15 protein-coding genes and 1 tRNA gene are annotated in these 16,709 nt (G+C 68.8%); 3 read left to right on the top strand and 13 right to left on the bottom strand.

Annotated elements, in window-relative coordinates; translation table 11 throughout:
- Positions 1-8 precede the first annotated feature (8 nt).
- The 5 genes from FGL94_RS05895 to FGL94_RS05875 all read right to left on the bottom strand — a co-directional run bounded on the left by FGL94_RS05895 (position 9) and on the right by FGL94_RS05875 (position 4,088).
- Positions 9-1,085, bottom strand: a complete 1,077-nt coding sequence (locus FGL94_RS05895) for a CNNM domain-containing protein (RefSeq protein WP_144922079.1) — start codon at positions 1,083-1,085, stop codon at positions 9-11.
- A gap of 84 nt (positions 1,086-1,169) precedes the next feature.
- Positions 1,170-2,492, bottom strand: coding sequence for a histidine--tRNA ligase (gene hisS / locus FGL94_RS05890; RefSeq protein ID WP_144922076.1), 1,323 nt, complete (start codon positions 2,490-2,492; stop codon positions 1,170-1,172).
- A gap of 102 nt (positions 2,493-2,594) precedes the next feature.
- Complete coding sequence (locus FGL94_RS05885; protein ID WP_144922074.1) at positions 2,595-3,050, bottom strand: DUF892 family protein; 456 nt, start codon at positions 3,048-3,050, stop codon at positions 2,595-2,597.
- A gap of 90 nt (positions 3,051-3,140) precedes the next feature.
- Complete coding sequence (locus FGL94_RS05880; protein ID WP_144922072.1) at positions 3,141-3,734, bottom strand: DUF7411 family protein; 594 nt, start codon at positions 3,732-3,734, stop codon at positions 3,141-3,143.
- On the bottom strand, positions 3,735-4,088 hold the full coding sequence (locus FGL94_RS05875) for a DNA-binding protein (RefSeq protein WP_144922069.1): 354 nt from the start codon (positions 4,086-4,088) through the stop codon (positions 3,735-3,737). It abuts the gene before it with no gap.
- 124 nt (positions 4,089-4,212) lie between these two features.
- Between FGL94_RS05875 and FGL94_RS05870 the strand changes: the two genes are divergently transcribed.
- Positions 4,213-5,319 carry a 60S ribosomal export protein NMD3 gene (locus FGL94_RS05870; protein ID WP_144922067.1) on the top strand — a complete coding sequence of 369 codons (1,107 nt, stop codon included), beginning with the start codon at positions 4,213-4,215 and terminating at the stop codon, positions 5,317-5,319.
- 307 nt (positions 5,320-5,626) lie between these two features.
- On the opposite strand, the gene FGL94_RS05865 is transcribed toward FGL94_RS05870, so the two are convergent.
- Complete coding sequence (locus tag FGL94_RS05865) at positions 5,627-5,818, bottom strand: UPF0175 family protein (protein WP_144922064.1); 192 nt, start codon at positions 5,816-5,818, stop codon at positions 5,627-5,629.
- 358 nt (positions 5,819-6,176) lie between these two features.
- Positions 6,177-8,096 (bottom strand): helicase C-terminal domain-containing protein, encoded by a 1,920-nt coding sequence (locus FGL94_RS05855; RefSeq protein WP_144922060.1) that lies wholly within the window; start codon positions 8,094-8,096, stop codon positions 6,177-6,179.
- Positions 8,097-8,201: 105 nt separating this feature from the next.
- Here FGL94_RS05855 and FGL94_RS05850 point away from each other — a divergent pair, with 105 nt between their 5' ends.
- Positions 8,202-10,277: an AMP-dependent synthetase/ligase gene (locus FGL94_RS05850; protein ID WP_144922058.1), complete on the top strand. Its 2,076-nt coding sequence runs from the start codon at positions 8,202-8,204 to the stop codon at positions 10,275-10,277.
- A gap of 80 nt (positions 10,278-10,357) precedes the next feature.
- Positions 10,358-10,618, top strand: a complete 261-nt coding sequence (locus tag FGL94_RS05845; protein ID WP_144922055.1) for a glutathione S-transferase N-terminal domain-containing protein — start codon at positions 10,358-10,360, stop codon at positions 10,616-10,618.
- 30 nt (positions 10,619-10,648) lie between these two features.
- Here FGL94_RS05845 and FGL94_RS05840 read toward each other — a convergent pair whose 3' ends face one another.
- The 6 genes from FGL94_RS05840 to FGL94_RS05815 all read right to left on the bottom strand — a co-directional run bounded on the left by FGL94_RS05840 (position 10,649) and on the right by FGL94_RS05815 (position 16,607).
- Positions 10,649-11,971 carry a tRNA (N(6)-L-threonylcarbamoyladenosine(37)-C(2))-methylthiotransferase gene (locus FGL94_RS05840; protein WP_144922053.1) on the bottom strand — a complete coding sequence of 441 codons (1,323 nt, stop codon included), beginning with the start codon at positions 11,969-11,971 and terminating at the stop codon, positions 10,649-10,651.
- 68 nt (positions 11,972-12,039) lie between these two features.
- Positions 12,040-12,123, bottom strand: a tRNA-Ser gene (locus FGL94_RS05835).
- 83 nt (positions 12,124-12,206) lie between these two features.
- Positions 12,207-12,614: a DUF2267 domain-containing protein gene (locus tag FGL94_RS05830; RefSeq protein ID WP_144922050.1), complete on the bottom strand. Its 408-nt coding sequence runs from the start codon at positions 12,612-12,614 to the stop codon at positions 12,207-12,209.
- Between the two features lie 138 nt (positions 12,615-12,752).
- Positions 12,753-13,424 (bottom strand): deoxyribose-phosphate aldolase, encoded by a 672-nt coding sequence (deoC, locus tag FGL94_RS05825; protein ID WP_144922047.1) that lies wholly within the window; start codon positions 13,422-13,424, stop codon positions 12,753-12,755.
- Positions 13,425-13,617: 193 nt separating this feature from the next.
- A complete protein-coding gene (locus FGL94_RS05820; RefSeq protein ID WP_144922045.1) occupies positions 13,618-13,935 on the bottom strand; it encodes a helix-turn-helix domain-containing protein in 318 nt (105 codons plus the stop codon).
- Between the two features lie 110 nt (positions 13,936-14,045).
- Positions 14,046-16,607 (bottom strand): hybrid sensor histidine kinase/response regulator, encoded by a 2,562-nt coding sequence (locus FGL94_RS05815; protein WP_144922042.1) that lies wholly within the window; start codon positions 16,605-16,607, stop codon positions 14,046-14,048.
- Positions 16,608-16,709 lie beyond the last annotated feature (102 nt).

Here is a 16,709-nt window from a genome sequence, read left to right as displayed (position 1 = left end):
CCCCCTGCTTATACATCCCCCTCGTCGAGCGGGTCCTCGAGCTGTCCCATCACCGCCTCCAGCGCGTCGGTCGCGGTGAGGAGCCCCACGACTTCGCCGTCCCGGAGCACGAGCGCGAGCTCCTGATTCTCCGCTTGGAACCGGTCGTACGCGTCGCTCGCGTTGGCGTCGGCCGAGATCGTCATCGGCGGGGCCGCGATCTCCGCGAAGCTCACGTCGCCTCGCTGCAGGGCCTCGAAGTTGGAGACGATCGAGGGGCCGTACACGATCCCCTCGAAGCTGGTCGGGTCCTCGCCCACGAGCGGGAAGCGGCTGTGCGGCGTGTCGCGGATGCGGTCGAGGTTCTCGGCCACCGACGCGGTCGTCGACAGCGAGACGATCTCGTCGACGGGCGTCATGATCTCGGTCACGTCGACCTCGTCGATGGCGAGCGCGTTGAGCACCTCCTCGCGCCGCTCCTCGGGGAGCTCGACCTCCTCCATCATCGACCCGAGGCGGTTGCGGAGCTCCGCGCGCGTCTCCAAGACCTCGCTCTCGGTCTCCGTCCACGACCCGGTCATCTCGACGCCGAACAGCCTGAGGGTGCCCTTCGCGACCCAGTCGCCGACCTTGATCAGCGGCGAGATGAGCCACGCGAACCAGTACAGCGGCCGGGCGCCGTACTCGGCGACCTGCTTCGAGCGCTCGACGCCGAGGTACGTCGGGGTCTGCTCGCCGTGGGTGAGGTGGACCATGTTGATGATGAAAAAGCCCAAAAGCGAGCCCGCGCCCGCCGACGCGAACGCCGTGTTCTCGAAGACCGGCGCGAACAGCGCGGCGAGTCCCGGCTCCGCGACGATGCCGAGCGCGATGCTCGTCCCGGAGATCCACACCTGACAGGTCGTGAGGTAGAACTCCAGGTCGTCCGTCATCTCCCACGCGCGCCGCAGTCCGGGGGTGTCAATCTCCGATTCGGGGTACTGACGCAGGCGGGTCAGGCCGAACTCGATCGCCACGAAGTACGCGTTGATCAGGATGAGGGCGACGCCGGCCGCCACGCGAAGACCGATCTCTCCGGGGGGCATCGCTGTCGCGAGCGGGATCATCGTTTCCACGGTCCAGGCGCATGCTTAAAAAGCGTTGAGGGACCGAGCCGCGAAGCGGCGATCGGTGACGGGCGCGCCGGAGCGCTACTCGTAGTCCTCGTACGTCGGCAGCCCCTCCTCGGGCGGGAACTCCTCGACCGGCACGGTCGTCTCGTCGCCGCTCTCCATGTCTTTCACCGTGTACTCGCCGTTCTCTAGGTCGCGCTCGCCGACGACGACGACCGTCTCGGCGTTGATCGAGTCGGCGTAGCCGAGCTGCGCGCCGAACGACCGGTCGGAGACGTCCCCCTCGACGACCACGTCGTCGCCGAGCGCGCGGAGATCGCGGGCGAGGTCGGCCGCCTCGCTCCGCGTGTCGCCCACGCTGAGCACGTAGTAGTCGGTCGTCAACTCCTCGTCGGGCCAGACGCCGGCGCGCTGACAGAGGAGCTTGAGCGTGGCGTGGCCGGGCGCGACCCCGACCGCGGGGGTGGGCTGGCCGCCGAAGCTCTCGATGAGGTCGTCGTAGCGCCCGCCGCCGAAGACGGAGCGGGACACCTCGCCGGTGGAGTCGAAGCACTCGAAGACGACGCCGGTGTAGTAGTCGAGCCCGCGGGCGGTCGTCAGCGACACCTCACAGAAGTCGCCCGCGCCGAAGTCGTCGGCCGCGGCGAGCACGTTCCGGAGGTTCTCGACGGCGGCCTCGACGTCCCCGCCGCCGGCCTCGGCGACCGCGTCGAGGTCCTCGGGGGCGTCGACGCCCGTGATGAGGTCGTCGAACTCGCGGGCGGTCGCGCGGTCGAGCCCCGCGTCCGAGAGGAGCCCGAGGTACTCGCCGTCGTCGACCTTCGCGCGCTTGTCGACCGCGCGGATCGCGGCCTTCGCGTCGACCGCGTCGGGGTCGTCGGCGAGCGCCCGGACGAGGCCGCCGAGGATGTCGCGGTGGGAGACGCGGAACTCGAAGTCGTCGCCGGTGAGCCCCAGGCCCGTGAGCGCGTCGGCGGCGACCGCCAGCACCTCGGCGTCGGCCTCGGGCGCCGAGGAGCCGAACACGTCGATGTTCGTCTGGTAGAACTCGCGGAACCGACCCTGTTGGACCTGCTCGTAGCGCCAGAACGGGCGGGTTGAGACCCACTTGATCGGCTTCGAGAGCTCCTGCCCCTTCGCGACGACCATCCGAGCGACGGTCGGCGTGAGCTCCGGCGTCATCGAAACGCCGCGGCCGCCCTTGTCGTCGAAGGCGTACAGCTCCTCGACGATCTCCTCGCCCGACTTGTCGACGTACATCTCCGTCCGCTCCAACGCGGGGGTGGCGATCTCGCGGAAGCCGTAGCGGCTCGCGGCGTCCTCGATCGCGTCGGTCACCTCGCGGCGGGCCGACTGCTCGCCGGGGTAGAAGTCGCGGAATCCCTTGAGGCCGTCGTACATGCACGTCGGTTCGGCGAGCGCCCGCTTGAAAGCATCCTTTCGGGGCGGGGGCGCGGTCGCCGACGCCTGGCGACCTGCCCGACGAGATGCGGCTCGCCTCGTCTAGTCGCGCTGGTACTCCTTCTGGAACCCGCGGAACTCGGTCCGGTGGGCCTCCTCGTCGGAGAGGAGCGTCACGGCGAGATCTTCGGTGACCGGGTCGTCCGCGTCCTCGGCGGCGTCGATCAGATCCCGGTACGTCGCGATCGCGCCCTCCTCGGCGTCGAGCACGCCGTTGATGACCGCCAGTACGTCGGTCGAGTCCTCGGGCGGCTGCAGGGAGTCTTGCGTGGCCGTGAACTCGGCCGATCCCGGCGGCCGTGCGTCGAGCTGTTTGAGCCGCTGTCCCAGCTGTTCGGCGTGTCCGAGCTCCTCTTGCACGTCCTGTTTGAGGCTCTCTTTGATCTCCTCGGCGCGGACGCCGTCGAGGACGATGGCGTTCGTCTGGTAGTTCATCACGGTCTCGATCTCGTCGGCGTAGGCCTCTCGGAGCAGCTCGACGACTCGTTCACTTGACATACTCGAGGCTACGAGCGCGGGGAGGAAAGCGGTTCCGGCGATCCCGGGCCGACGAGAACTCGGCGGTCCCGTGGGCGGCGTGCGGATCGCTCAGTCGTTCCGACCGTGCACGTACGTCTGGTCGTGGTCCGGGAACACCTCGCCGACGGTCTCCTCGCCGTGTTCGTCGCCGATGAGCGTTCGGAGTTCGTCCTCGTAGTCGGCCTTGGGGACCTCCTCGCTCGGTCCCTGCTGGACGTCGAACGTCTCTTCGACGAGCCGGTCGACGGCGTGGCGGCCGAACCCGGAGAGCGGGGAGATGTAGTCGATGCCGTGGCGGTCCTCCAGGCTCTGCGCCTGCGCGCGCGACACCGTGGGGACGCGGTCGTCGCGGCGCGTGCCGTCGGCGATCGCGTCGACCTCGCGGCTCGCGATCGTCTCTAACGCGTGTTCGTGGACGCGCTGGATCCCGTTTCGCGGGTACCCGTCGTCTATCATCGTCCGGGCCGCCTCCTCGGCGACCTCGCGGTCGAGTTCGACGCGCTCGAAGGGGAAGCCCAGCTCCGCGGCCGCGCGCTCGGCGTGTTTCCAGTCGTCGGTGAGGCCGAAGCTGCCGGTGACGCAGCGCACGTCGTAGAACCGGTCGAGCAGGTGGGCCGCGAGCGAGGAGTCCTTCCCCCCGCTGTACAGCAGCGCGAGCTCCATCTATCGCCGCTGGATGTCGAAGCTCTGCTGGTCGGGCTGGAGTTCCTTCAGGAGGTCGCGCATCTGGTCTTCGTCGATCTGCCCCTGGATCCGCCCGCTCTGCGCGAGCGCCGCGACCTGCTGTTTCACCTTCTCGCCGAACTCCGGTTTCGACATCGCGACCGCGTTGAGCCGCTGGCGCGCGCCGTCCGTGAGGTACTGCTTGAGCACGGCCTCCTGCTGGGCCTCGGCGCGTTCCTGCGCCTGCTGTTGGGCCTCGGCGTCGGTGCCGCCGCCCTGTTTGCGCTCGCGGAGCTCTTCCATCTTCTTCTCTCGCAGCTCTTCGATCCGTTCGTCGTCGGGATTCTCGCTCATACGCACCCGTTCTCGGTCCGCGCGAAAAACGATTTCGGAGGGATCGGGTCCCGAAGTGACTCCGGTGGCCCCGATCGAGGCCGGTCCGCGCCGCTTAAACGCCTCCTCGGCGTAGCCACCGGTAATGAGCGAGTCGCGGGAGTTCTGTCCCCGGTGTGGCGACGCCGTCCCGGAGCGGCGCGAGCCGCTTCCCGGCGACCCCGGGGGGCGGGACGCGCTGCTGTGTGACGACTGCTACTTCGAGGACTTCGAGCTGGTCGACGCGCCCGACCGAATCGAGGTGTTGGTCTGTTCCGGCTGCGGCGCGGTCCGCCGCGGCGAGTCGTGGCGGGACGTGGGCGCGCGCGACTACACCGACGTCGCCGTCGACGAGGTCGCGGAGGCGCTCGGCGTCCACGTCGACGCCGAGGAGGTCGAGTGGGGCGTCGAGCCCGAGCAGGTCGACGAGAACAACGTCCGGATGCACTGCCGCTTCTCCGGGGTCGTCCGCGGGACCCTCCGCTCCGCGGAGGTCACGGTCCCGGTCAAAATCTCGCGGGGGACCTGCGACCGCTGCGGCCGGATCGCCGGCGGATACTACGCCGGGATCGTGCAGGTGCGCGCGGACGAGCGCGAGTTGACGCCCGCGGAGCGCGCCGAGGCGCTCGACATCGCCGAGACGTACGTCGCCGACCAGGAGGCAGACGGCGACCGCGAGGCGTTCATCACGGAGGTCAAAGAGACCGACGACGGCCCGGACATCAAGCTCTCCTCGAACCGGCTCGCGCAGAACGTCGCGACGCGGATCACGGAGTCGCTCGGCGGGAGCTTCGAGTCGTACCCGACGCTCGTCACCGAGGACGGCGACGGCAACGAGGTGTACCGGGTGACGTTCGCGGTCCGCCTCCCGCGCTACGCGGAGGGAGAGGTAATCGACCCCGAGGACGGCGACGGCCCCGTGCTCGTCACGAGCGTCGCCGGCCGGCTCCGCGGCGTCCGCCTCGCCACGGGCGCGGAGTACACCTCCGAGTTCGAGGAGGCGGCGGCCCCGGACGCGGCCCGGCTCGGGACCCGGGACGACGCCGCGGAGACGACGGTGGTGACGGTGGAAGACGAGAACGCGATCCAGGTGCTCGACCCGGTCACCTACGAGGCGAAGACGGTACCGAACCCCGACTTCGTCGACGGCGACGCCGACTCGGTCCTCGCCTTCGAGCACGGCGGCGAGGTCCACCTCGTTCCCGAGGAGTAGTTCGTCGGCGTCGCTCACCGATTTAAATAGGTGTGAGCGACAGCGCCGACTATTTATAAACTGACTGCGGTGCCGTGAGCCCTCGCGACCGGGGCTTTGGAGTTGTCACCGCCGGATCGGATCACTGCCGATCACCTATACACAACCGAACGATCGTCTTGATCAACGCATTCCCGCCATCGATCGAGAAGCACCGTTTCAGCGATCTGCCGTTCCGGACGAGAAGACATCTGTAGAAGGGGATCTCAACGGCCCGATAGACCGAAATTCGCGGCCTCGCGTGTCGCCGTCGTTCGGTCGCTTCCGATCAGTCGGCGCGGGCGGTCCGCTCCTCTCCGAGCGCGGCGGCGCGCTCCGAGTCGGTCACCTCGATGCCCCGTCGCTCCAACTGCTCGACGAACTCCGCCTCGCTGAGGCCGGCCTGCGCGGCGGCCTGAGAGAGTGTCAGCGTTCGCGCACCGTACAGCGTCAGCGCGGTCGACAGCCCCTTCGTTGCCATACTTATCCTAGCAGCGTGATGGTTTATGAAGGTTACTAATTGATTGAGGTTCTTGATACACCTTATACGATATATATTGACAGTTGATCAGCCCGGGGGCGTATAATGTGTTCCGGATGGGAGCTCGATCGGTGAGCGGCGGCCGATCGGCGTCGACCGACCGTCGACTCGCGCCCGCAGGAGTTATCACGTTCTACGGCCGTAGCCGACGTATGGACAGACAACAGCTGTTCGCGCTGTTCTTCGCGTTCCTCATGGTCAGTTCCATGGTGGCGTGGGGCGTCTCGTTCCTATAAATCCTGAGTGGGACCGTCAGACGGGCGGGGTCGCGTCGGCACTCCCCCTCGGTCGGTAACTCCTAGCCGTCGCCCCAGACGTCGGAGAGCGGGTGGTCATCCCGGCGGTCCGCGTCCGCCTCCGAGCGCGTTCGCGTCGTCTCGTCTCCGCCGTTCGACTCGCCAGACGCATCGGTCCCGCTGGACTCGCTTGACCCGCCCGCTCGCGAGCCGCCGCCTCCGCGAGCGCCGGATCTCTCAGTCCCGCCCGAGCCCCCACCGAGAGTCGTCCCTCCGCGACGGGCCGCCCGCGACGGACCGGTCGGCTCGGCGTCGATCCCGGCGAGCGCCGCCGTGGGATCGAAGTCGGGTAACGTCGGCGTCGTCATCGCGTCGATCTGATCGCGAAACCAGGGCGGCGTGTCGGCCTTCGCGCGGTCGAAGAGGTCCAGAAGCGAGTCGTCGGCGAGGTACGTCGCGCCGTAGTCGTCGGGCGCGCGGACGACCCGCCCGCACGCCTGAATCACGGTCCGGAGCGCGGTCCGGTGGTACCACGCCCACTGGTCGTCGGCGAGCCGGCGAGCGACCCGGGAGTCGTTGGTGTTGCGGTACGGCGCCTTACACACCACCTGCCACCGACAGAGATCGCCCTTCAGGTCGAGCGCCTCCTCCATCTTCACCGAGACGAACACCTCCGGGTCGTCGCTCGCCTTCCACGCCGCCAGCTCCGCGTCCCGGTTCGCGCGGTCGTGTCGCCGGACCCGCGCGGCGACGCCGAACTCCCCGAGCTTCTCGGTGAGTCTCCCGGCGATGTCGTACGAGTGCGCGTGGATCAGCCCCTTCTCGTCGGGGTGTTCGGCCATCAGCCGAACGATCAGGCGGGCGATCTTCGGCACCGTCTCGTCGCGGTGTTCGTAGGTCATCGATCCCTGCGTCACGTCGTAGAGGGACCGGTTCGAGAGCGGGAACGTGTGCTCGACGTCGACGAGGGCGACGTTCGCGGGGTCGAGACCGACCCCCCGACAGAACGCCTCCTTCGAGAGGATGGTGGCGGACAGCAGCGCGAACTTGTTCCCGCGGTCCCACACGGTGTGTCGGAGGTAGCGGGCCGGATCCAGGGGTTTGATCGCGAGCGACGACCCCTCGCCGTCGGGCTGATCGACGACCCACGTCGTCGGCGACTCCGGGTCGCGGTAGTCCTCTAAGAACCAGCCGAGCTCGGAGATGAGCTCCTGCAGGCGGTCCCGGCGCGCGACCTCCTCGCGGTCGAGCTCGGGTCGGCCGGTCAGCTCGTCTTTCGCCCGTTTGGCGGTGTCGCGGAGCGACGCGGCGAACCGCGCGGTGCGGTCGAGCGCGTCCTCCTCGGGGCCGGCGTCGCCAGCCACGTCGGGGACGCCGACCTCGTCCCACACCGGGACGCGGTCGGGCGAGAGCTCGATGGTCGCGTACATCTCCGCCCACTCCGCGAGCCCGTGGGCCTCGTCGATCACGACGACGTCGCGCTTCCGGAAGACCTCGGAGCCGGCGGTCCGCATGAAGTACGCTAACGTCAATGCGGCGTAGCGGTTCCCGGAGGCGATGGCGCGGTCGGAGAAGTACGGACACCGGTGTTTCACGGAGCAGTCGAACCCCTGCTGGCGGACGCATGGCGCGCGGTTGACCGGCGTGTCGTGCTCGCCGGGGAGGATACAGTCGTAGTTCGATTTGCCCCGGATGACCGCCAGGTCGTCGAGCAGGCCGTCGGCCTCCACGTCGTCGATCTGCGACACCTGCGGGGTCGTGTAGTAGGCGCCGGTCGCCTCGCTCGGGGCCGTCTCCTCGACGGTGGCGGACGCGCCCATGATCGCCCGCGCGAGGAGGGACTTGCCGCTGCCGGTCGGCGCGCGCACCAACACCACGTCCTTGCCGGCGGCGAACGCGTCGCGGATGTCCGCGAGCGCCCGCTCTTGTGCCCCCCGGAAGCTCGGGGCGGGGAACTCGGCGGGGATCCGATCGGGGTCCACGACTGCCACTGGCGCGCTCCCGGAATTAAACCCTCGCTTGGCGGCGTCCCCGATTGAACTCAAAACTACCCGATCGTTTATACTGTTCGGGCGGCAGTTCGTGGTATGAACTGGCGAGACGCGGAGCGGGAGTTCGCGGACGACGTCGTCGCCCGAGAGACGCTCCCGCGCATGTTCGAGCGGTCCGCCGAGCGCAACGCGGACCGGCTCGCCCAGCGGTACAAGGGCGGGATATACGACCGCTCGTTGGTTTCGAGCGGAGTGCTTCCTCCCGCCTCCGAGGGCGAGTACGCCGACGTGACCTACGCCGAGATGCGGGCGATCGTCCGGCGGCTCGCGGCCGGGTTCCGCGAACTCGGCGTCGACGGCGACACCCGCGTGGCTCTCTACGCGCAGACCCGGGTGGAGTGGGCCCAGACCGACTTCGCGGCGCTGGCCGCGGGCGCGACGGTCACGACCGTGTACGCCTCCTCTTCGCCGAACCAGGTCCGGTACCTGATCGAGGACCCGGGCGCGACCGTCGTGGTCGCGGAGAACCGCGAGCTGCTCGACGAGGTGCTTGGGGTCGCCGCCGACCTCGAACACGGGCTCGACGCGGTCGTGACGTTCGACGACGTGGACACGGCCGACCTCGACGCGGAACTCGGCGCGGACTCGGGAGGTGACGGCGACGACGCCGGGCTCTCCACCGACGACGTGTACGCCCTCGGCGAGGTCCACGCGCTCGGCGACGAGGCGTTCGACGAGGGCACGTACCAGTCGTGGATCGACGCGGTCGACGTGGGGGACCTCGCGAGCCTCATCTACACCTCCGGGACGACGGGCCAACCGAAGGGCGTCCGGCTCACGCACGCGAACTTCCGAGCGAACGTCAATCAGTGTTACCGGCGGTTCGCGGACCGCCCGGACCGCGACGGCGACGTGCCCGGGATCAGCGCCGAGTCGACGACGCTCTCTTTCCTCCCCCTCGCACACGTCTTCGAGCGGCTCGCCGGCCACTACATGATGTTCGCGGCGGGCGCGACGGTCGGCTACGCCGAGAGTCCCGACACCCTGCGCGAGGACTTCGATCTCGTACGGCCGACGACGATCACGAGCGTCCCGCGCGTCTACGAGAAGCTGTACGACGCGATCCGCGAGCAGGCGAGCGAGTCGCCGGTGAAAGAGCGCATCTTCGAGTGGGCGGTCGGCGTGGGGCAGGCCCACCACGAGGCCGACGACCCGGGCGCCGTACTCGACGCCAAGCGCGCGGTCGCCGACAAGCTGGTGTTCTCGTCGGTCCGGGAGGCGATCGGCGGCAACGTCGACTTCTTCATCTCGGGCGGCGGGTCGCTGTCGGCGGAGCTGTGCGCGCTGTACCACGCGATGGACCTCCCCATCCTGGAGGGGTACGGGCTCACGGAGACCTCCCCGGTTATCAGCGTCAACCCCCCGGAGGAGCCGAAGGTCGGTACCATCGGTCCCCCGGTCGTCGACACCGAGGTCGCGATCGACGGCGAGGTCGTCGGCGAGGAGGTCGCGGACCTCGCGGGCGACGCCGGCGAACTGCTCGTGCGCGGCCCGCAGGTGACCGCCGGCTACTGGAACCGTCCGGACGCGACCGCGGAGGCCTTTACCGAGCCGGACCGGCTCCCGGACGAGGCCGTCGTCGCCGGCACGCCCCCCGAAGCGCGCGACGGCGACCCGGACGAGCCCTGGTTCCGAACCGGCGACATCGTCCAACTCCGGCCGGACGGGTACATCGCCTTCCGCGAGCGCGCGAAGCAGCTGCTCGTGCTCTCGACCGGGAAGAACGTCGCGCCGGGCCCGATCGAAGACCGGTTCGCCGCCAACGAGTTCGTCGAGCAGTGCGTCGTGCTCGGCGACGGCCGGAAGTTCGTCTCCGCGCTGATCGTCCCGAACTTCGAGAAGGTGGCGGCGTGGGCCGACACGCGCGGCATCGACCTCCCCGACGATCACGGGGGGATCTGCCGGGACGACCGGGTCCGCGAGCGGTTTCAGGCGGAAGTCGATCGCGTCAACGAGGAGTTCGAGTCGTACGAGCGGATCAAGCAGTTCCGGCTCGTCGAGGAGGAGTTCACCGAGGAGAACGACCTCCTCACGCCGACGATGAAGAAGAAGCGGCGCAACATCTTGGACCGCTTCGCCGACGAGGTCGAGCTGATCTACGAGGAGCCCTAGGGAGCGGGACGCCGGATCGTCAGCGACCGGGAGCGACGGGAGCGCTTTAGACGGGTCGTCGTCTACGATCGACCGTTGCCATGCTCGAACTCTACCAGTCGGAAGGCTGTCCGCACTCCGCGAAGGTCCGGGAGACGCTCTCGGAGCTCGGCGTCTCCTACGTCGCACACAACCCTCGTCTGCCGGGCGACGAGGGCGGCGACGTGACCAACGAGGTCACCCACGAGGAGCTTACCACCGCCGGGGACGATCAGATCCCGTATCTCGTCGACACCGACCGCGGCGTGACGATGTACGAGAGCGACGACATCGTCGAGTACCTGGAGGAACAGTACGAGTAGGTGCCAGCCGACGACGGCCGACCGCGACCCCTACGCCGACGAGGTGACCGACTCCGCGGGGTCGTCGCCCTCGACGGGGTCGCCCTCACCGTCACCGCCCCCGTCGACCGGGTCGCCGAACGCGTAGACGGTGTTGTGGCCGGTCACTTCGACCTCTAAGAAGTCGCCCACGTCGACGCCGCACTCGGTCGCCTTCTGGACGATGATCTGTCGGTAGGCGCCGTCGCGGCACTTCACGGAGTCGCCGGTCCCCTCCTCGACGACGAGCACCTCGAAGGTCTCGCCGACCATCGACTCGTACGCCTCGCCGACGACCTCCATCTTCAGCTCGGACATCGCCTTCGAGCGCTCCTTCTTGACGGTCCCGCCGAGCCCCTTCATCTCTGCGGCGTCGGTGCCGGGGCGCTTCGAGAAGCGCGTGACGTTGATCTTCTCCGGGCGGACCTCGGCGAGCAGGTCCATCGATCGCTCGTGGTCGGCCTCGGTCTCGGTCGGGAAGCCGACGATGAAGTCGGTCGAGAGCGTCCAGTGGTCGAGCCGGTCGTCGAAGGTCTCGACGACCGCCCGGAACTTCTCGACGCGGTGCTGGCGGCGCATCTCCTCGAGGACCTCGTCGGAGCCGGACTGGACGGGCGCGTGGATGAAGTCGTACAGCTCCTCGTTGTCCGCGAACACGTCCGCCAGCTCCTCGTGGATCCCGTGGATCCCGCCTGGGTTGGCCATCCCGAGCCGCACCCGAAAGTCGCCGTCGATGTCGCAGATCCGGTCGAGCAGCTCCGGGAGCTTCCGGTCGCCGTTATCCCAGCCGTAGACGCCCGTGTCCTGTCCGGTCACCCGGATCTCCTTGGCGCCGGCGTGGACCAGCGCGCGGGCCTTCTCGACGTTCTCCTCGACCGAGGGGGAGTCGACCCGCCCGGTCGCGAACTTCGTGATACAGTACGAGCAGTTGCTCATACAGCCGCGCGCGATGGGGAGGATGCCGACGACGCCGTCCAAGACGGGCTCGGCGTCGGGGGTGACCGTCGGGCACTCGCCGTTGAGCACGTACGAGGGGACCTCGTCCCAGTGGAGGATCTCGGCGTCGATATCGGCCTCCTCGAACATCTCGCCCTGTGCGAGCGCCATGCAGCCGGTGACGACGAGCTCGGCGGTCACGTCTTCCAGCTCCTCGGCGCGCCGGAGCATGTTCCGCTCCGTCTTCTCGACGACCGTACAGGTGTTGAGGATGGCGACATCCGCGTCTTCGGGACCGTCGGCCGGGCGGTGGCCGCCGTCGCGCAGCGCCCGCTCGATCTCCCGGCTCTCGCCCCGGTTGGAACTACAGCCGTACGTTTCGATGTGATACGTCGCCATCGAGTGGGTTCACTACCGGTCGCGCGGGCAAAAACGCGACGGATCGGATCCGAGCGGCCGCGTGCGTACGGTGGGAGTGGGATTCGAACCCACGAGGCCTCCCGGCCACCTGCTTTCCAGGCAGGCACGTTCGTCCGCTCCGTCATCCCACCGCGCGAACGCTCCCGATCAGCGAGAGCGGGGCGCGAACGCGTCCCGGTGCTCCGCGGGTCGACGAAAAGGGCGCCGGCTCGGCTCAGTTCTCCTCGTCGACGACCTCGAAGAGGCTCCCCCAGTTTTCGGCGTCTTGGCTTTCGGGAAGCATATCCCGGAGCTGAGAGAAGTCCGATTCGGGGACTTGTGACTCAACGACGTCCATGATGACCCGGGCGTGATATGCCGCGTCGGCCGGGTCCGCGTGCTCGATCTCGCTCACCCGCTCGACGAACTCCTGCCAGTCGAAACGCTGGCCGTGGTTGTGGACTGCGCCCGTCAGGTACCACTTGATCTCGAGGGGGAGCGAGGCGGCGAGGTCCTCCGCGTTTCCCTCGGGAATCCGTTGCCCGAGCGTCATGAGCGTCGCTCGGATCGCCCGCACCGTCTCTCCCGTCCCGGGCATTTCGAGTCGATGCTGTACTTCGCCGGTGAATTCGTCGAAGTTCATGAGTGAGGGTACTCACCGAGGGGATGTCAATAGCACTGAACGTTCTCATCGGCTGGAAACGAACCACGGCCCGCGTTCGCCGTTTGGTGTCCGACCGCGGCCGGCCCCGGTGAGGCCGCCGAACCGGCGACCGCGGTGTTACGATGTCGTTTCGTAGATCTCCACTCCCGAAGAGGCGCCGATCCGGGTCGCCCCCGCAGTCACCATCTCGAGCGCCTCGCCGAATGTGGAGATCCCGCCCGACGCCTTGATTTGGGTGTCCGAACCGATCGCGTCTCGGATCGCCGTAATCTCCTCGGTGTCCGTCGGCCCGTCGTATCCGACGGCGGTCTTGACGAAGTCGGCACCGCCCTCTTCGACGAGTTCGGCGGCCCGCCGTATCTCCGGGGGCGTCAGGGCGGGCGACTCGATGATGCATTTCAGCGTCTTCTCTCCGACCGCGTCTCTGACCGCTTTGACGTCGTCGACGACGGCGTCGCGATCGCCGTTCGCGAACGCGGTTCTGTTCATCACCATGTCGAACTCGTCGACGTGCTCGCGGAGCGCTTCGACTTCGCTCCGTTTAGCCGCCGAGTTCTGTATTCCGTAGGGAAACCCGATCACCGCGACGACGTTCGCTTCCCCGTCGAGTAGTTCGCTCGCGAGCGCCGCGTGGTACGGAACGACGACGGCCGAGCAGAAGCCGTATTCGCGGACCTCTTCGCAGAGGGTCCGGATCGCCGCTTCGGTCGCGGTGGGGTCGACGTTCGTGTGGTCGATTATCGACGCGACCCGCTCGGGGTCGTCTCGGAGTGTCTCCTCCAATGACATATCTTCCCATGGTGTTCGAGAGGATAAATATGTCCGCCGCTCGAAACCTCCCGGCACGTCGTCGCTCCCCGGGGGGTGACGGACTCGCACGGGGGCGCGGGGCGTTACTCGGCGCCCGAGCGAGAGTCGATCGGATCGAACCGCCCCTCGACGGCGGCTTCATCGCGCTCCGGTTTGCTATCGCCCGCGCGCTTCAGTCCTCGGCGACCGCGGTCGCCGTCGGCGCCTCCGCGTCGGGATCGGAGGCGGCCTCGGGCTCGGACCCGGTCGACCGCTCCGACTCGGGGACGGGCGCGTAGACGGATCGACGAGCGTCCTTGGGGCAGAGCCCCTCCTCGACGAGTCCGACCTCGGTGAGCTTCTCGACCGCGAACCTGACGGTTCGGGTCGAGAGGCGCGTCTCCTCGGCGAGCCCGGTCTGGTCGAACCGGCCCTCCTCGTCGAGGACGTAGTAGACCAGTTTGGCGCTCGGCGGGAGCGGCTCGAGAAGCTCGCGGGTGCTTTCGTCCATACCCAATACGAACGGTCGAGTCGGGCATAACCGTGGCCCGGGTGTGCGCCGACCCCGCACGTCCACGACCGTTTTATATATCCTTTCGGCGCCACAGCGCCCGCGCCCTCTCAGCCGTCGGTTCGGAACTCGAACCGCGCACCGTCCGCGTCGACCGCGTCGAACGCCCAGCCGTGGGCAGCCGCGATCTCGCGGACGATCGCGAGCCCGAAACCCGTCCCGCGCGGGTCGCTCGACGTCCCGTACTCGATCGCCTCGTCGGGGTCGATATCGAAGCCGACGCCGTCGTCCGCGACGCGGAAGCCGTCCGGGAGCGCGCCGACGGTGACCGTGGTGTCGTCGGCGTCGGGGGCCGAGTCGGTCGCGTGTTCCACGCTATTGATGAACAGGTTTTCAAGCAGGGTGCGCAGCCGTTCCGGGTCGGCGTCGACCGCGAGCGACCTCTCGGGGAGATCCAGCGTCACGTCCTCGGTGTCGACGGTCCGCCACGCCCGCGCGGCCGCGTCGGCGAGAGAGACGGACTCCAGCTCGTCGACCGTCCGTCCCTGACGCGCTAACGCGAGCAGGTCGTCGATGAGCTCCTCCATTCGGTCGTGGGCGTCCGCGATCCGATCGAGCTCGTCGAGGGCGTCGCCGTCGTCGACGCTCGCCCGTGCGAGTTCGAGCCGGCCGGCCGCGACGTTGAGCGGATTCCGGAGGTCGTGAGAGACGAGGCCGGCGAACTTCTCCAAGCGGTCGATCTCCCGCTGTAACTCCGCGTCGCGGTCGCGGAGCTGGGCCGTGCGCTGGGCGTGATCGAGCGCGACGGTGACGTTCGCGCCGAGCACCCGCGCCAACTGAATCGCGGTGTCGTCGAAAAAGTCCGGCTCCTGAGAGCCGAGCGGCATCACGCCGTGGTCGCCGAGCGGGACGACGAGCAGGCTCCGGAGGTCGCCGTAGCCGATGGCGGTGGCGACCGCGCCGAGGTCGTCGACGACGATCGGCTCGCCGGTCTCGAACGCCTCCCAGAGGCGACCGTCGCCAGGGCCGAACGCGGGCCGCTCTCCGAGCGCGTCCGTCGCTTCCTCGCTGATCGCCGTCGGCAGCAGCGCCTCCGCGTCGGGGTCGTACAGCCGGACGCCGCTGCTCGGGAACTCCAGGATGTCGACCGCGGCCCGCGCCGCCAGCGCCGCGATCTCCTTGCGGTCCCCGCCGCGGAACATCTCGCGAGTCGTCTCGTGGAGCCGTCGGAGGGTGCGCTCGACCCGCTTCTGTTCGCCGATGTCGGCGTAGACGTTGTAGACGATCGTCTCGTCCGGCCGCTCGACCGGGATCACGTTGAGGATGAAATCGCGGATCCCGTCCGTGGTCTGCCGGCGAACCTCCTGTCGGACCGGTTCGCCGTCTTCGAGGACCGTGTCCGCGTCGACGAGGTCGCTGCCCTCGACGGTGATCTCGTCGTGGATCTCTCGGTAGCCGTGCTCCGCCTCGGAGAACCCGAACGTCTCCTCGAACGCCTCGTTCGTGGCGTCGAGCCGCCGCTCTCCCCCCTCCGCGGACGCGGTTCTGACGACGGGTAGCGGGAGGTCCTCGAACAGCGCGGAGAGCCTGTCGCGCTCGGCCCTGAGCGCGTTCTCCGTCTCGAGCTGTTCGAGCGCGTCGGCGGCGTGGGCGGCCAGCAGTTCGGCGAACTCCACGTCGCCGTCGTCGAACGCCGCGTACCCGTCGGAGACCGCCTGAAACGATCCGTACGGGCCGATCGGGACGCTGATCGCCGAGCGGATGTCGTCGGCCACCGGATCGGCCAGCTCCTCCGCGTCGGCCGAGCCGCCCCCGTCGCCCCCGATTTCGGCGTCGGAGCCCGCGCTGCGGTCGGCCGTCTCCGGTTTCGACCGCCCCGGACTCTTCGGGTCCTCTAGCTCGTTCGGGTCCGCCGGGTCGACGCTGAGATTGTCGACGACGATGGTCCGCTCGTCGGCGACGGTGGTCCCGACGACGCCCTCGCCGAGGTCGAACGTCCGCACCTCGTCCTCGCTGACGTTCTCCGACCGCGCCTCGGGAACGAGCCGGTCGCCCCGGCGGCGCGCGGTGACGCAGCGGTCGAACGACAGAATCTCCTCGGCGGCGTCGACGACGCGCTCGAACACCTCGCCCGCGCTCTCGGCCCCGGACACCTCGGTCGCGAACTCGTGGATCGCGGTGACCTTCGCGTTCACCTCCCGGAGGTCGCGCTCGGCTCGCCGGCGATCGAGGGCGTTCTCGACGCTGTTCGCGAGCATCTCGTACCGGTCGCGGCCGATCCCCTTCTGGAGGTAGTCGGTGACGCCCGCCGAGATCGCCTCGCTCGCGATCTCCTCGCTCCCCCGCCCGGTGAACAGCACGAACGGGAGCCCCGGGTCGATCGACCGGACCGCTTCGAGGAGTTCGAGCCCGTCGGTGCCGGGCATGTTGTAGTCGCTGACGACGCAGTCAACCCGCTGTTCGCGGACGACCGCGGTCGCGTCAGCCGGCGAGGTTCGCGTCACCGTCTCCACCCCGTCGACCAGCCGTTCGACGTGCGTGGCCGCGAGGTCGGCGGCGCCCGGCTCGTCGTCGACGAGGAGCACCCGCCGCGGCCCGCCGCCGGCCGGCTCAGATCCCCGGAAGGCGTCGGCCTCCGATCGGCTCCGGCCGTCCGTGGGATCGGTATCCATGGGCACACCTCACCCTACGGGTAATTTTAGCTTTCGCTCCGATAACCGAATCTGAGAACGGTGCGAAAATGGAGCGAAAACGGGCGCGACGGAGCGGTTGCC

It is taken from the genome of Halorubrum salsamenti (genome assembly GCF_007671685.1).
Taxonomy (GTDB): domain Archaea; phylum Halobacteriota; class Halobacteria; order Halobacteriales; family Haloferacaceae; genus Halorubrum; species Halorubrum salsamenti.
This window is presented reverse-complemented; position numbering and strand designations above follow the sequence as displayed.

Bases quoted from the DNA above. Each gene is read 5' to 3' on its own strand.
- FGL94_RS05870 (WP_144922067.1), top strand. From the start codon at position 4,213: ATGAGCGAGTCGCGGGAGTTCTGTCCCCGGTGTGGCGACGCCGTCCCG.
- FGL94_RS05840 (WP_144922053.1), bottom strand. From the start codon at position 11,971: ATGGCGACGTATCACATCGAAACGTACGGCTGTAGTTCCAACCGGGGC.
- FGL94_RS05850 (WP_144922058.1), top strand. From the start codon at position 8,202: ATGAACTGGCGAGACGCGGAGCGGGAGTTCGCGGACGACGTCGTCGCC.
- FGL94_RS05845 (WP_144922055.1), top strand. From the start codon at position 10,358: ATGCTCGAACTCTACCAGTCGGAAGGCTGTCCGCACTCCGCGAAGGTC.
- FGL94_RS05880 (WP_144922072.1), bottom strand. From the start codon at position 3,734: ATGGAGCTCGCGCTGCTGTACAGCGGGGGGAAGGACTCCTCGCTCGCG.
- FGL94_RS05865 (WP_144922064.1), bottom strand. From the start codon at position 5,818: ATGGCAACGAAGGGGCTGTCGACCGCGCTGACGCTGTACGGTGCGCGA.
- FGL94_RS05815 (WP_144922042.1), bottom strand. From the start codon at position 16,607: ATGGATACCGATCCCACGGACGGCCGGAGCCGATCGGAGGCCGACGCC.
- FGL94_RS05895 (WP_144922079.1), bottom strand. From the start codon at position 1,085: ATGATCCCGCTCGCGACAGCGATGCCCCCCGGAGAGATCGGTCTTCGC.
- FGL94_RS05830 (WP_144922050.1), bottom strand. From the start codon at position 12,614: ATGAACTTCGACGAATTCACCGGCGAAGTACAGCATCGACTCGAAATG.
- FGL94_RS05875 (WP_144922069.1), bottom strand. From the start codon at position 4,088: ATGAGCGAGAATCCCGACGACGAACGGATCGAAGAGCTGCGAGAGAAG.
- deoC (WP_144922047.1), bottom strand. From the start codon at position 13,424: ATGTCATTGGAGGAGACACTCCGAGACGACCCCGAGCGGGTCGCGTCG.
- FGL94_RS05885 (WP_144922074.1), bottom strand. From the start codon at position 3,050: ATGTCAAGTGAACGAGTCGTCGAGCTGCTCCGAGAGGCCTACGCCGAC.
- hisS (WP_144922076.1), bottom strand. From the start codon at position 2,492: ATGTACGACGGCCTCAAGGGATTCCGCGACTTCTACCCCGGCGAGCAG.
- FGL94_RS05820 (WP_144922045.1), bottom strand. From the start codon at position 13,935: ATGGACGAAAGCACCCGCGAGCTTCTCGAGCCGCTCCCGCCGAGCGCC.